15 protein-coding genes are annotated in these 13,616 nt (G+C 37.0%); 13 read left to right on the forward strand and 2 right to left on the reverse strand.

What is annotated here, in order from left to right:
- The first annotated feature begins 75 nt into the window (after positions 1-75).
- The 13 genes from EGI26_RS05755 to EGI26_RS05815 all read left to right on the forward strand — a co-directional run bounded on the left by EGI26_RS05755 (position 76) and on the right by EGI26_RS05815 (position 12,692).
- Positions 76-2,187, forward strand: coding sequence for a bifunctional aldolase/short-chain dehydrogenase (locus EGI26_RS05755; protein WP_255076945.1), 2,112 nt, complete (start codon positions 76-78; stop codon positions 2,185-2,187).
- 140 nt (positions 2,188-2,327) lie between these two features.
- Positions 2,328-2,714 (forward strand): GxxExxY protein, encoded by a 387-nt coding sequence (locus EGI26_RS05760; protein WP_255076946.1) that lies wholly within the window; start codon positions 2,328-2,330, stop codon positions 2,712-2,714.
- Between the two features lie 87 nt (positions 2,715-2,801).
- Entirely contained in the window at positions 2,802-4,082 is a 1,281-nt protein-coding gene (locus EGI26_RS05765; protein WP_255076947.1) for a sugar isomerase, read from the forward strand.
- A gap of 41 nt (positions 4,083-4,123) precedes the next feature.
- The gene (locus EGI26_RS05770; RefSeq protein ID WP_255076949.1) at positions 4,124-4,306 is read left to right on the forward strand and encodes a hypothetical protein; all 183 of its coding nucleotides are present in this window, start codon (positions 4,124-4,126) and stop codon (positions 4,304-4,306) included.
- Positions 4,284-4,790 (forward strand): DUF6169 family protein, encoded by a 507-nt coding sequence (locus tag EGI26_RS05775; protein WP_255076950.1) that lies wholly within the window; start codon positions 4,284-4,286, stop codon positions 4,788-4,790. Before EGI26_RS05770 ends, EGI26_RS05775 begins: the two co-directional genes overlap by 23 nt.
- The gene (locus EGI26_RS05780) at positions 4,787-5,515 is read left to right on the forward strand and encodes a (Fe-S)-binding protein (RefSeq protein ID WP_255076951.1); all 729 of its coding nucleotides are present in this window, start codon (positions 4,787-4,789) and stop codon (positions 5,513-5,515) included. The genes EGI26_RS05775 and EGI26_RS05780 overlap by 4 nt, the downstream gene beginning before the upstream one ends.
- Positions 5,516-5,595: 80 nt before the next feature.
- Positions 5,596-7,023, forward strand: coding sequence for a lactate utilization protein B (locus EGI26_RS05785; RefSeq protein ID WP_255076952.1), 1,428 nt, complete (start codon positions 5,596-5,598; stop codon positions 7,021-7,023).
- A complete protein-coding gene (locus EGI26_RS05790) occupies positions 7,020-7,595 on the forward strand; it encodes an LUD domain-containing protein (protein WP_255076955.1) in 576 nt (191 codons plus the stop codon). Before EGI26_RS05785 ends, EGI26_RS05790 begins: the two co-directional genes overlap by 4 nt.
- Before the next feature lie 76 nt (positions 7,596-7,671).
- Positions 7,672-7,899: a hypothetical protein gene (locus EGI26_RS05795; RefSeq protein WP_255076956.1), complete on the forward strand. Its 228-nt coding sequence runs from the start codon at positions 7,672-7,674 to the stop codon at positions 7,897-7,899.
- Positions 7,880-8,278: a putative toxin-antitoxin system toxin component, PIN family gene (locus EGI26_RS05800; RefSeq protein ID WP_255076958.1), complete on the forward strand. Its 399-nt coding sequence runs from the start codon at positions 7,880-7,882 to the stop codon at positions 8,276-8,278. The genes EGI26_RS05795 and EGI26_RS05800 overlap by 20 nt, the downstream gene beginning before the upstream one ends.
- A 15-nt stretch (positions 8,279-8,293) precedes the next feature.
- Positions 8,294-8,920 carry a TIGR04282 family arsenosugar biosynthesis glycosyltransferase gene (locus EGI26_RS05805; protein WP_255076960.1) on the forward strand — a complete coding sequence of 209 codons (627 nt, stop codon included), beginning with the start codon at positions 8,294-8,296 and terminating at the stop codon, positions 8,918-8,920.
- A gap of 173 nt (positions 8,921-9,093) precedes the next feature.
- The gene (locus EGI26_RS05810) at positions 9,094-11,931 is read left to right on the forward strand and encodes an outer membrane beta-barrel protein (RefSeq protein WP_255076963.1); all 2,838 of its coding nucleotides are present in this window, start codon (positions 9,094-9,096) and stop codon (positions 11,929-11,931) included.
- A gap of 14 nt (positions 11,932-11,945) precedes the next feature.
- Positions 11,946-12,692: a GLPGLI family protein gene (locus EGI26_RS05815; protein ID WP_255076964.1), complete on the forward strand. Its 747-nt coding sequence runs from the start codon at positions 11,946-11,948 to the stop codon at positions 12,690-12,692.
- Between the two features lie 211 nt (positions 12,693-12,903).
- Here EGI26_RS05815 and EGI26_RS05820 read toward each other — a convergent pair whose 3' ends face one another.
- Both EGI26_RS05820 and EGI26_RS05825 read right to left on the reverse strand, forming a co-directional pair.
- Positions 12,904-13,206 (reverse strand): nucleotidyltransferase domain-containing protein, encoded by a 303-nt coding sequence (locus EGI26_RS05820; RefSeq protein WP_255076965.1) that lies wholly within the window; start codon positions 13,204-13,206, stop codon positions 12,904-12,906.
- On the reverse strand, positions 13,203-13,601 hold the full coding sequence (locus EGI26_RS05825) for a nucleotidyltransferase substrate binding protein (RefSeq protein ID WP_255076966.1): 399 nt from the start codon (positions 13,599-13,601) through the stop codon (positions 13,203-13,205). The genes EGI26_RS05820 and EGI26_RS05825 overlap by 4 nt, the downstream gene beginning before the upstream one ends.
- Positions 13,602-13,616 lie beyond the last annotated feature (15 nt).

Below are 13,616 nucleotides of genomic sequence, written 5' to 3' on the forward strand. Positions count from 1 at the left end.
GTACAGTAAAGGACAGTTATAGTAAACCTTTACCATTCTTTTGTGTTAGATTTTATAAAAAAAATACATTTAAATATGTCATTTAACAAAGACAGTTTCAAACACGCAAGTTACCTATGGGACGACGCCAAAGCTGCAGAAATGGCTGGCGACGAAGTTGCGTTATTTATATATCGTTCAAATCTTCTTGGGGCCGATTTGCGGTTGACCAATTATGGCGGTGGAAACACCTCAGTAAAAATCACTGATAAAGACCCACTTACAGGTCAAGAAACAGAAGTGATGTGGATCAAAGGCTCGGGCGGCGACATAGGCACTTTGAAAAAGTCGGGTTGTGCGGCCTTGTATATGGACAGGCTACTAAACCTTGAAAATGTATATAAAGGCATCGACCATGAAGACGAAATGGTGGAGCTTTTCAATCATTGTATTTTTGACTTGGCTTCAAAAGCCCCTTCTATAGATACTCCGCTTCATGGATTTTTACCGTTCAAGCACATAGACCACCTTCATCCAGATGCGGCTATTGCAATTGCAGCTGCAAAAGACGGAAAGAAAATAACTGATGAGTTATTCAACGGCGAAATCGGTTGGGTGGGCTGGCAAAGGCCAGGCTTTGATTTGGGATTAAAACTCAGAGCTTGCTTAAATGAGGCCGCAGCCAAAGGCATCACACTAAAAGGAATAATGTTGGGCTCTCACGGTTTGTTTACTTGGGGCGATACCGCATATTCTAGCTATATCAATACCCTCGAAGTTATCGAAAAATGTGCTCAATATTTGGAGGATAATTTCGGAAAAACGAGACCAGTTTTTGGTGGAAAGAAAATTGATAGCCTTTCAGAAACTGATAGAAAGGCCAAAGCATCGGCCTTGGCTCCAACATTGAGAGGTTATTGCTCTTCAGAACGTAAAATGGTGGGTCATTTTACAGATGACAGCCGTGTCTTAGAATTTATCAACTCTAATGATTTGGCAAAGTTGGCTCCTTTGGGCACTTCATGTCCTGACCACTTCTTGCGAACTAAAATCGCTCCATTGGTTTTAGAACCAGCCAAAATAGAAGACAAAACCTATTTGGATACAGTTTTTGAAGAATACAGAACAGGTTACAAAGCCTATTATGATGCTTGTAAACATCCCAATTCACCAGCCATGCGTGACCCAAATCCTGTGGTAATTCTTTATCCGGGTGTAGGAATGTTCACATTTGCTAAAGACAAAACCATGGCTCGTTTGGCTTCAGAATACTATACCAACGCCATAAATGTAATGAAAGGTGCGGAGGCAGTTTCGGAATATACTGCCCTTCCACATCAGGAAGCCTTTGATATTGAATATTGGTTGTTAGAAGAAGCTAAGCTACAAAGGATGCCAAAACCCAAGGCTCTTTCTGGCCGTATAGCTCTGATAACAGGCAGTGCAGGCGGAATAGGAAAAGCAATTGCCAAAAAATTTGCAGAAGAAGGTGCTTGTGTGATTTTGAACGATATTAATCAGGAAAGATTAGATACTGCAACTGAAGAGTTTTTAAAGCTTTACGGTAAAGACGCCGTTGCATCTACCTTATTAAATGTAACCGACAAGGATTCTACATTTACAGCCTTTGAAAACGCGGCTTTGGCATTTGGAGGCGTAGATATTGTTGTAAATAACGCAGGAATCAGTATTTCTAAATCAATAGCCGAGCATAGCCTTGAAGAGTGGGATAGACTGTATGATATTTTAGTAAAAGGCCAATTTATAGTATCTCAAGCGGGCGTAGCTATTATGCGTAAGCAAGGAATTGGAGGAGATATCGTAAATATTGTCTCTAAAAATGCTGTGGTAGCAGGACCAAATAATCCGGGATATGGATCTGCCAAAGCAGCTCAAGCTCACATGACCAGATTGATGGCGGCAGAGTTGGGTGCTGACAAGATCAGAGTAAATACAGTGAACCCTGATGCCGTAATTTCTGACTCAAATATTTGGGCGGGAGGATGGGCCGAAGGCCGTGCCAAAGCCTACGGAATTACGGTTGCAGAATTGCCCGCTTATTATGCCAAAAGAACGCTTCTGAATGAAATTATCTTGCCAGATGATATTGCCAACGCATGTTTCGCATTTGTGGGTGGATTGCTAAATAAGTCAACAGGAAACGCTATAAATGTTGATGGCGGAGTAGCTATGGGCTTTTATAGGTGATTTTAGGGCACACGGATTTTATGGATTTGACACGGATAAAAATTTATAATCATTTATTTTTTTTAAGAAATTAATGATAAAGTAGGTTCTTAATCTGCATTAATGCACATATTGATAAGAAATCTAAATCTAATCTAAAAATGAAGCACGATGAACTAACAAAAAGAATCATAAAAGTCTATTATCAAGTATATAATGAACTGGGTTATGGTTTTTTAGAAAGAGTATATCAAAATGCTATGTTTGTGGCTTTAAAGCAAGAAGAACTAGAAGTAGTTGCCCAAAAGAAAATTGATGTCTGGTTTAGAGGCTATAAAGTGGGAGAGTATTTTGCTGATTTAGTGGTTGAGGGTTTAGTGATTATTGAATTAAAAGCCGCTGACTATTTAGTTGAAGAGAATGAAGCCCAATTACTTAATTATCTTAGAGGAACGAATATCGAAGTAGGCTTACTTTTCAATTTTGGGAAAAAAGCAGATTTTAAAAGAAAAGTGTATGATAATAATTTGAAATTTATACCCATTTAAATAATATTTTAGCAGGTTTGTACATAATCTATCAAAAAAATATCCGTGTCTAATCTGTGTTAACCCGTGTTCAATAAACAACAAAAGATGATAATTTCTCAAAATATAATTGACGACCATAACGCCAAGCAATTGGCTAAACATAAGGTACTTTTTGATTTCGCCAAAAACGAAACAGAAGGTGTTGAAAAAATAATTCAACGATTAATAGACTTCCAAGTCGCCATTCCATCTTGGGCATTGGGTACTGGTGGTACTCGTTTTGGACGTTTTCCAGGTGGCGGTGAACCAAGAAGTTTGGAAGAAAAAATTGAAGACGTAGGACTTTTGCATAAGTTAAACAAAACTTCTGGAGCCATTTCATTGCACATTCCTTGGGATATTCCAACATCTCCAAAAGACATTCAGACACTTGCTGCACAGCACGGTCTCGCTTTTGATGCAGTAAACTCGAACACTTTTCAAGATCAAGCAGGCCAAGCATTAAGCTACAAGTTTGGTTCTTTGCAAAATGTTAATAAGGCCATTCGCAAGCAAGCAATTGACCATAACATTGAGGTTATTAAACATGGTGTTGATTTAGGTTCTAAATCTTTAACGGTTTGGTTATCAGATGGTTCGTGTTTTCCTGGTCAATTAAATTTCAGAAAAGCTTTCGAAAATACACTTGAAAGTTTGCAAGAAATATATGCAGCACTACCAGCTGATTGGAAAATGTTTGTAGAGTACAAAGCCTTCGAACCGAACTTTTATTCGATGACAGTTGGGGATTGGGGACAATCACATTTGTATGCTTCAAAATTGGGAGAAAAGGCATTCACTTTGGTGGATTTGGGTCATCATTTGCCAAACGCCAACATTGAGCAAATAGTAAGTCTCTTAATGATGGAAGGTAAATTGGGTGGTTTTCACTTCAACGATTCAAAATATGGCGACGACGACCTAACTGTTGGAAGTATCAATCCTTATCAGTTGTTTTTGATATTCAATGAATTGACTCAAGGTGATCAGCCAAATAATTCCCCTTTTGAGTTGGGCTCTGGTTTTGGATGGATGATAGATGCTTCGCATAACATCAAAGATCCATTGGAGGATTTATTGCAATCGGTAGAAGCCATTATGGTTGCTTATGCTCAGTCTCTTTTAGTTGATGCAAAAGCATTAGAAGCCGCTCGTGATTCCAACGATGTGGTAAAAGCTCAAGAAATAATCCAAGCTGCCTATCGCACAGACGTAAGACCAATCGTGGCCGAAGCAAGGTTGAGAGCAGGAGCGGCTATTTCACCTATCGGTATTTTCCGTGATTTACAAGTTCGTAAGGCTTTGATAGGTGAACGCGGACTGAAAACCGTTGCAACTGGATTGTGATATTAATTGTTAGTATATTTGAAACATAATATTAAATCGAAATGATTACGATAACAATAAAAAGTAACGGGCCGAGTAACCCTAGAGCTATAGAAATTGCAAAGAAATTATTAGAGTCCAAAAAGCAAATGCAAGAAGAGTCCAAGGCTTTTGCCAAAACTAGTGAATTTCAAGAAATCAAGAAGAGACTCCAAGAGAAAAATGGAAGGAAGCAACCAGTTTGAAAATTATTATGATTTTGAATTTGCCGGAGGAGTCAGCCATTCCTATATATTCAAAACAATAAATGAAGTTGTTTTTGAAATCAAGTTTAAACCTTCAGATTATATTTTCGGTTACTCTGAGGTTATAAGTAATAATGCTTTTGAGTTAGGTATTGTTATTTTGGAAGGGAAAATAGGTGTTGGAAAGGATGATAAAATCCCTTCTACAATTGCTGAAATAGTTTTTGATTTTTTCTCAAAAAAATCCGATGATGTTATAATTTATATTTGTGATTCATCGGACTCAAGACAGCTTGCAAGAAAAAGAAAATTTGATTCTTGGGCAGAATATTTTAAAGGTTCCGATTATTTTAAAGTGGATGCTGAAATTATTGATATAGAAAAAAATAAAATTTATAGCTCGCTAATACTCAAGTCTGATAATCCCAACTTTAGAGAAATAATAAAATATTTTGGCTCCTTATCTTCAAAATATTCCAAATGAAAGTAGCCCTATTTATACCCTGTTACATAGACCAATTCTACCCTAAAGTTGGCATTGCCACACTGCAATTATTGGAGAAATTGGGTTGTGAAGTGCATTTTCCAGCAAATCAAACTTGTTGCGGGCAGCCCATGGCCAATTCTGGCTATGAGCATATTACAGGTGATTGCACAAAACTTTTTCAAGATAATTTTAACGAATACGACTACGTAGTTTCTCCCTCAGGAAGTTGTACTTTACACGTAAAAGAACACATTCCTCTGAAAGGCAGAATTTATGAATTAATAGAGTTTATTACGGACATATTAAAAATCGAAAGCCTCGAAGGTGAGTTTAAACATAAAGTAGGGCTTCACCAAAGTTGCCACGGGCAACGAGGTTTACATTTGAGCCAAATGTCAGAACTTAATGCTCCTTTTTTCTCAAAACCAGAGCAATTTCTCAAAAACCTTAAAGGCTTGGAATTAGTTACTTTGGATAGAAAAGACGAGTGTTGTGGCTTTGGCGGTACCTTTTGCGTGGCCGAGGAGGCCGTTTCTGTAAGAATGGGTCAAGATCGTCTTTCGGATCACCTAAAAAACGGAACCGAAATATTGACAGGAGGCGATACTTCTTGCCTAATGCATATGGAAGGTATAATTCGTAGAGAAAAACACGATATCAAAGTCATGCATATTGCAGAAATTCTTAATCAAGCAATGATAGTTCCGGGTTTAGAGAGCTGAGTATGAGTATTGTAATTAAGTAAACTAATATTTAGGTTAAAATAATTAGCAATTGAGAGTTGGTAAATCATTTGAAAATCATGTTAAAAAGTAGTTCTTCACTCACCGCTCACAACTCACAACTCGGAACACACAGTGAACGAGCCGAAATATTCAACAAAGACTTTGATCGTACCACTTGGCACGATGAAACTCTCTATTTCGTTCGTCAAAAACGAGACAAAGCGGCTTTTCAAATAAATGATTGGGAACTTTTGAGGGAAACGGCATCTCAAATCAAGAATAACGTACTCTCCAATATGCACGATTATTTGGTGCAATTTGAGGAAAATGCCATTAAAAACAACATAAAAGTACATTGGGCAGCTGATGCCAAAGAACATAACGCGATAGTTTACGGAATAATTTCTGAATATTACAAAGGAGACATTCCTGCTGATACTTTTAAAGGTATGGTAAAGTCTAAGTCGATGCTGACGGAGGAATGCCATATGAACGAGTTTTTGGCAGAAAAAGGCATTGAAGTTATCGATACCGATTTGGGTGAGCGGATAGTGCAATTGGCAGAGGAGCCACCCTCGCATATTGTGATGCCTTGTATTCATTGGAAAAAAGAAGAAATAGGAGAGTTGTTTCATAAACATTTGGGCACTGAAAAAGGCAACAAAGACCCTCAATATCTAACAGAAGCCGCACGTCAGCACCTGAGAGACAAGTTTTTGACTCGTCCGATTGCTCTTACGGGAGTCAATTTTGCAGTAGCCGAAACGGGCGAATTTGTAGTTTGTACCAATGAAGGCAATGCCGACATGGGAGCTCATTTGGCTGATGTTCATATAGCCAGTATGGGATTTGAGAAAATTATTCCTCAAAAAAAGCATTTAGGGGTATTTTTGAGATTGTTGGCTAGGAGTGCTACTGGTCAGCCTATTACCACATATTCGAGTCATTTCAAAAAGCCACGTGAAGGCCAACAAATGCACATCGTGATTGTGGACAACGGTCGTTCAACGCAGTTGGGCCGTGAAGATTTTCGAAATTCTTTGAAATGTATAAGATGTGCGGCATGTTTCAACACTTGTCCGGTTTACCGTAGAAGTGGAGGCCATAGTTATCACAATGCCGTAGCTGGGCCTATTGGGTCTATTTTAGCTCCGAATCTAGATATGCGAGCCAACGCCGATTTGCCATTTGCAAGTACACTTTGTGGTTCTTGTACCAATGTTTGTCCAGTTAAAATCGACATTCACCTACAGTTGTACAAATGGCGACAAGTTTTAGTGCAAGAAGGTTATACACCAGCGTCTAAAACCTTGGCCATGAAAGGCATGTCAACAGTTTTATCAAACCCGAGTATATTTAAATTTTCAGGAAAAGTGGGTAGAATGTTGATGGATAAATTGCCTTTTTTGGTGAATAACAGCATGAATCCTTGGTACAAGCAACGTGAAATGCCTGAGCCACCAGAGGAGAGTTTTAGAGAATGGTATAAAAAAAATAGGAAATGAGTAGTAGAGAAAACATACTTTCCAGAATAAAGCAGAATCAGCCAGAGCTGTTGCCTTTGCCAGATTTGTTGGTTTTGGGTACTGAACAGTATGATTTGGTGCAAAAATTCACCGAAATTTTGGAAGGCATAGGAGGGAAGGTTTTGCAAGTTTCGGATTACGAAGAAATTAAAAAATACATTATAGCGAATTATCCCGTCAATGCAAGAGTGATTTCTACTTTGACAGAATTTTCAGAAAACAAAGACTGGCAAACGGCAGATCCCCATTCGCTCAAGGATGCTGACTTTTTAATAATTAAAGGGCAATTTGCGGTGGCAGAAAATGGAGCAATATGGCTGACAGAGTCGGAAATGGGACAACGTGTAGCTCCATTTATTACTCAATATTTAGCCATAGTTATCGATAAATCCACTATTCTGCCCACCATGCATCAGGCTTATGGACAAATAGGTATGGCGGATTATGGCTTTGGAGTATTTTTGGCTGGCCCATCCAAAACTGCGGATATTGAACAATCATTGGTTCTTGGGGCTCATGGAGCTCGTGGCTTGGTGGTGTTTTTGGTTTAAAGTTCTAATTCTTTGATAAAATCTTTTATTTTCTAAAATCCGTTTATAATTCTATATTTGTTGAAAATATTTGGTTATGAATGCATTTAGAGAATATTATGAGGGTACAGACGATACATTAGTTATCAAAATTCCAAAAGAATATCAAAAAAAACGACTTGAGGTGATTATTCTTCCAGCTGAGGATACAGATTATAAGTTGCAATTATTGGCCATTATGGATAAAATCTCAACAGATGCCCAAAAAAGTGGCCTTACTGAAGAGAAACTTCAAGAATTACTTGATGAAAAAGATAGTATTTGACACCAATGTATTGGTAAGTGCTTTACTTTTTAAAACATCAACCTCAAGATTAGCGTACGAGAAAGCTCTACTAAACCACCAAATAATTAGTTCTTTAGAATGTTATATAGAACTTGTAGAAGTTTTGAGTCGATCCAAATTTTCTAAATATTTTTCTGAAATAGACAAATCGATTTTTTTAATTAATTATTATCGCTCCACCGAATTTGTAAAAGTAAATATTATAGTTGAAGATTGTAGAGACAAAAAAGATAATAAATTTCTGGCTTTAGCACTTGAGCATTCTTCTGATTTTATAGTTTCTGGAGATAGTGATTTGCTTGTCCTAAATCCTTATAAAAATATCCCCATCATTACCCCAAATCAATTTTTGAAATAAAATCCTCCAACAAGAATGAACCATGCTCTCATAATTTTCATCAAAAACCCCGAACTCGGCAAGGTAAAAACCCGATTGGCAGCCACTATTGGTAATGAAAAAGCACTTGAGGTGTTTAAAAAACTGCTTGTCAATATTCATGACAAATCTTTGGATGTCAGGGCTGATAAGCTCTTGTTTTATTCATTCTTTGTGGATAAAAATGACATTTGGGAAAATGATGTTTTCAAGAAGTATGTTCAGAATCAATCCCCAGATTTGGGTCAAAGAATGCTTTCGGCATTTGAGGAGGCCAAAGACTTGGGTTACGTTAAAGTATTAATTGTTGGTAGCGATATCTACGAAGTTTCTACCGAAATTCTTCAAAAAGGTTTTGAACTTTTGGAAGACGCTGAAACTGTCTTAGGACCATCTCATGACGGCGGTTATTATGCTATTGGCTTTAATTTCGAAAAAATAAATTCAGATACTTTTCTACAAGATATTTTCCTCAATAAAACATGGAGCCATGAACACGTGGCTCAGGAAGCTTTAGACGTCATAAATTCATTTTCTTATACTTGCAACTTACTCCCCTCCCTCAGCGACATTGATACAGAAGAAGATTTAAAAAATTTTCCTGACTTATACAATATTCTATAAAAACTAATGTTTTAGTTTTGTAACTATTTTTTATTTATAAGTATAAAGCCCTGGTTTTCAATAATTAGTTTGGTAACTATTTGTTAAAAAATGTAAAATAGGTGCTTTACATTTTTTTTGTAAAAGAACCCAGCCCAAATTGCAATCCAATATTCACTAATAAACTATTAATTATGAAATTAAGACTATTACTCTTGATCTTTTTCATGTCCGCACTCAAGATATTTTCACAAAGTGGCTACAGTATCAAAGGTTCACTTATCGACAATGAAAACGCTCCGCTCTCCTTTACCTCTGTGTTTCTACTAATTCCATCCGATTCATCTTTGGTCACATTTGTAAGAGCAGATGCCGACGGGAATTTCATTTTTAAAAATGTAAAAAAGCAAGATTATCTGATAAAAGCCACGTTTTTGGGCTATGTGCCCATGCAAGAGCTTATCAAGTTTGACGCTGCGAATCTTAGCAAGGATTTAGGTAAAATCACTTTGAAACCTATCCAAAAAGAACTTTTTGAAGTGGTTGTAAGAACTGCAAAAGCACCCATCAACATCAAAGGCGACACAGTAGAATACGACGCCAGTAAGTTTAAAGTACCGCCAGGCTCTACTGTGGAGGATTTACTTAGAAAATTGCCGGGTGTACAAATCGATGCCGACGGTAATATAAAAGCCCAGGGCGAGGAAGTAAAAAAAGTTACGGTAGATGGTAAGAGGTTTTTTGGAGATGACCCAAAGCTTGCCACTAAGAATTTACCGGCAGAGGCTATAACCAAAGTACAGGTTTTTAATGATAAATCTGAGCAGTCAAAACTGACTGGTATAGATGACGGTAAGAAAGAAAAAACTGTCAATCTTGAACTGAAAGAAGAGTTTAAGAAGGGTGGTTTTGGTAAAGGCACAGTTGGAGCTGGAACAGACGAACGTGTAATGGCTAAGGCCAACTATAACAAATTTGACTCTAAAAATCAGTTTAATGTGGTGGGTTTTGGTAATAATATTAATCAATCGGGTTTGTCGAATAATGATTATCAGGATTTCCGTGGTAGCCAATCTTATAACTGGAACGATAACGCCGACTTTGGGTTTTCGCAAGGTGGCATGCGGTTTATTTATTGGGACGACAACCAAGAAGAGGGCTTAGAATTGCCGCGTTCTTGGGGGCCAGGCCAAGGTTTGTCTAAAAACTTTGCGGGTGGAATAAACTATAATTATGATACCAAAAAAACGAAAGTGAGCTCAAATTACTTTTTTAACCAAACTACCCAAAACCTTGATCAAACTATAAATTCGCAGACTTTTCTGCCTACTTCCAATTATTTCAACAATGAGATAAGCCAAAATCGCAATTTTTCAGAAAACCATCGACTGAGTTTTAGGTTTGAAAAACAAATTGATTCCTTGAATACATTGGTTTTGAATGTAAATGGAAAATTGGGCACACGTTCACAACAATCCAACAGTTCCAGAGAATTCTTGAACACGAGCAGTGAAAAATTCAGAAACCAAGTTTCAGAAAATGGTTTTGAAGGAGATAACTTTATACTTTCGAGTGCTTTGATTTACCGTCACAAATTCAAGAAAAAAGGCCGTAATTTTGCATTATCAGGTACTTATAATATCAATAACAACGACCAAGAGGGTATTCAAAAATCAAATATTGAGGAGTTTAAAGTTACGGGCGAAAGCTTCCCACTTTTTGGAAGAATACCAAATATCAATCAGAATGTTGGGGCATTTACAAACACGGAGGAAATCAAATCGAGTGTTTTGTTTATTGAACCACTGAGCAAGAAATTTTTCCTAGAGACCTTCTATAACTTTGGCAATACCAATCAGTTGGTGGATAGAGACGTTTTTGATTTGTTCAGCGATACAAAGCCGAGGGTGGATTCTCTAAGTAGATATTTCGACAACACCATCAACAATAACAGATTGGGTTCGTCGCTCCGATACTCAAACAAAGGCTTCAATATTGCCTTTGGAATGGCTGCCCAACGTATATCTTTGGATGGGATTCTTGCTAATGACCAAGGAAAACCAACAATTGGCCAGATTTCAAATTCATATGATGCTCTATTGCCCAATATTAGTGTGAATTTTGATCTAAAAAACAACAAGTATCTTTACGGAAGTTACGAAGTAGGTATGGAAGCACCGAAAATTCGTGATTTACAGCCGTTTACAGATAATTCTAATCCACTATTCATAAGAGTGGGTAATCCAGGGCTCAAACCTACTACCAATCAAGGAGGTTCATTGGGTTTTGGAATGTACAATCCGGTTTCCTTTATCAATATCTGGACAAACGTAGGTTATAACTATTACAAAAATCAAGTTATTTATAATCAGCAAATTAACAGCAGTTTAATTACTACGCTGACACCTGAGAATATAACTGGTGGAGACAACTTCAATTATTCGGTAAACTTTGGTTTTCCGATAAAGAAAACAAAAGCTTCGGCGTCTGTAGGGACTTACAGCAACATCGGTAAAAACTTGATATACATAAACAATCAGCTCAACGAAAACACCAATAACAACATGAACTTTAACGCCAGGCTAGATCTAACGCCTGTAGATTGGTTCTCTTTGTTTTTGTCTGGCTCTACCGGAATAAACAATGCGAAGTATTCTTTGAGTAGTACACAAAATCAGAAATTCTTTAATAATACTGCAAGAGCTAACATGGTATTGCAAATGCCTAAATCTGTGTTTTTAACTGCAGATTTCAATTATAATCAATACAAAAATGCAAAATTGGGTTTTGATCAAAAACTCCCTATATTGAACCTCAGTACTTATAAAGTTGTAGGAAAAGCCAAAAAGTCGGAGATAAGGTTGAGCATGTACGATGTGTTTAAGAAGAACGTGGGCGTTAGACAAAGTGCCTTCCAAAACATTATTCAAAGTACAGTTTCACAAACATTGTCTCGCTATTTTATGGTGTCTTATACCTACAATATGCGTGGTGTAGCAGCAAGTGTTAAAAAATCAAGATGGGAAAACTAAACAACAACAATCAAATGAGAATAATATTATTAGCGATACTTCTACTAAATACTATACAGCTTTCTTTCGGACAAAATTCTGCTGGGAAGATTACTTTTGAAAAGAAGAGAGATTGGGTGAAAATACAGAGTAAAGCCACGTATCTATCTAAAGAACAGAAAGATAGGATGGCTCAAACTTGGAAAAATGAAACAGAGTATAAGCAAAAAATGGTTTTGAGTTTTAACGAAAAACAAAGTCATTATACGTTTGAAAATCAAGAGGAGCAGTCAGAAGATGGCACGTATTCTTGGAGAAATGACCTGATGGTGATTACGAGAGATTTTGAAAATGGAAAGATTTTGGAATTGTACGAGACTTTGGGAAAATCCTATGTGGTGGAGGATTCATTGAAGTTTAGTAAATGGAAAATCTTGAATGAGATAAAAGAAGTGAGTGGGTATATTTGTATGAAAGCATCTACTTATGAACCCGTAAAGAGGCAAAATGTAGTAGCGTGGTTTACAACGGATATCCCTGTTTCATCTGGTCCAGAGCGGTTTGGAGGATTGCCTGGCATGATTCTCGAAATCAACATCGACGATGACGCCATAGTGTACACATCGAGTGTAATAGCATTAGCTCCAATCCAAGAAATTCCGAAATTACCCAAGAAATTGAAGGGGAAAAAAGTAACCATTGATTTTCTAAATAAAGAGACTGAGGAATACATCAAGCAACAAGAGGCCATGCACAATTTTCCTTGGGCTATTCGGTATTAAAAGCGATTATTTTTGATTCTGAAACCTCGTTTGTGATGGCATGAACGAGGTTTTTTGTTGGCCCAAGTTTGTGTCCGCAAAAACTTTCTGAATTGAACACGGATTCTATGGATGTGACACGGATAAAATTCTTATTCCGTCGAAGTTCCTTTGGTTAGATTAGAGAATTTTTTCTAGATAAGTTTATTAAACGTACGTTTATACTCAGTTTTCAAAGCAAAGATTTTCCTACTCTATTAATGTGAGATATTAAATCCGAATTTTCCAAATCATAATAACTTAAAACATCCACATGGTAAGGAATTGGGAGCCTTTCATTCAATATGCCTGCTATATCCATCGCCATTTTTAGGCAGTTTCCAGAGCCTTTAATGGCCAAATCTATGTCTGAACCATTTCTGAAAGTACCCTTAGCTCTACTTCCAAATACGATAACCTCTTTTATTTCTGGATAACTCTCAAAAGTTTGCTTGATGTATTCAAAAGATTTATCACTTATTCCAAAGTCGTTCATAGTTTTTTAGAAAGGTACGCTTCTAATGTTTTTAGCTTTTCGAAATATTCGTTTTTTATCAGGGAGTAAGCCAGTTCAGCATTTTTTTTGTCATAAGTATGGCTCATGAGATTTCTCTTTTCGAGCATATCAATCCATGTATCACCATCTTCTATTAATTCATAAGAAAAAGCAGTTTTTATAACCTCTCTAGGATAATTTACTTCAACTTCCATTTCTTTGAGATAGTCTTTCATGGTTTTCCACGCCAACTCAAAAGTGTATTCAAAAATCTGTATTATTCCTGATTTTTCAAGATCTGACGGCTTCGATATTTCAATGCCTTCAGTAAGATTTGCCAAAGCAAGCCTATAATTCGCAAATCGCTGTTTCCACCTAATATCTTGATTGTCCATAGACTTCAATTTTTA

The organism is Lacihabitans sp. CCS-44 (genome assembly GCF_024343735.1).
Classification (GTDB): Bacteria; Bacteroidota; Bacteroidia; order Cytophagales; family Spirosomataceae; genus Leadbetterella.

Coding starts and splice junctions, on each gene's coding strand:
- EGI26_RS05755 (WP_255076945.1), top strand. CDS start 76: ATGTCATTTAACAAAGACAGTTTCAAACACGCAAGTTACCTATGGGAC.
- EGI26_RS05760 (WP_255076946.1), top strand. CDS start 2,328: ATGAAGCACGATGAACTAACAAAAAGAATCATAAAAGTCTATTATCAA.
- EGI26_RS05765 (WP_255076947.1), top strand. CDS start 2,802: ATGATAATTTCTCAAAATATAATTGACGACCATAACGCCAAGCAATTG.
- EGI26_RS05770 (WP_255076949.1), top strand. CDS start 4,124: ATGATTACGATAACAATAAAAAGTAACGGGCCGAGTAACCCTAGAGCT.
- EGI26_RS05775 (WP_255076950.1), top strand. CDS start 4,284: ATGGAAGGAAGCAACCAGTTTGAAAATTATTATGATTTTGAATTTGCC.
- EGI26_RS05780 (WP_255076951.1), top strand. CDS start 4,787: ATGAAAGTAGCCCTATTTATACCCTGTTACATAGACCAATTCTACCCT.
- EGI26_RS05785 (WP_255076952.1), top strand. CDS start 5,596: ATGTTAAAAAGTAGTTCTTCACTCACCGCTCACAACTCACAACTCGGA.
- EGI26_RS05790 (WP_255076955.1), top strand. CDS start 7,020: ATGAGTAGTAGAGAAAACATACTTTCCAGAATAAAGCAGAATCAGCCA.
- EGI26_RS05795 (WP_255076956.1), top strand. CDS start 7,672: ATGAATGCATTTAGAGAATATTATGAGGGTACAGACGATACATTAGTT.
- EGI26_RS05800 (WP_255076958.1), top strand. CDS start 7,880: ATGAAAAAGATAGTATTTGACACCAATGTATTGGTAAGTGCTTTACTT.
- EGI26_RS05805 (WP_255076960.1), top strand. CDS start 8,294: ATGAACCATGCTCTCATAATTTTCATCAAAAACCCCGAACTCGGCAAG.
- EGI26_RS05810 (WP_255076963.1), top strand. CDS start 9,094: ATGAAATTAAGACTATTACTCTTGATCTTTTTCATGTCCGCACTCAAG.
- EGI26_RS05815 (WP_255076964.1), top strand. CDS start 11,946: ATGAGAATAATATTATTAGCGATACTTCTACTAAATACTATACAGCTT.
- EGI26_RS05820 (WP_255076965.1), bottom strand. CDS start 13,206: ATGAACGACTTTGGAATAAGTGATAAATCTTTTGAATACATCAAGCAA.
- EGI26_RS05825 (WP_255076966.1), bottom strand. CDS start 13,601: ATGGACAATCAAGATATTAGGTGGAAACAGCGATTTGCGAATTATAGG.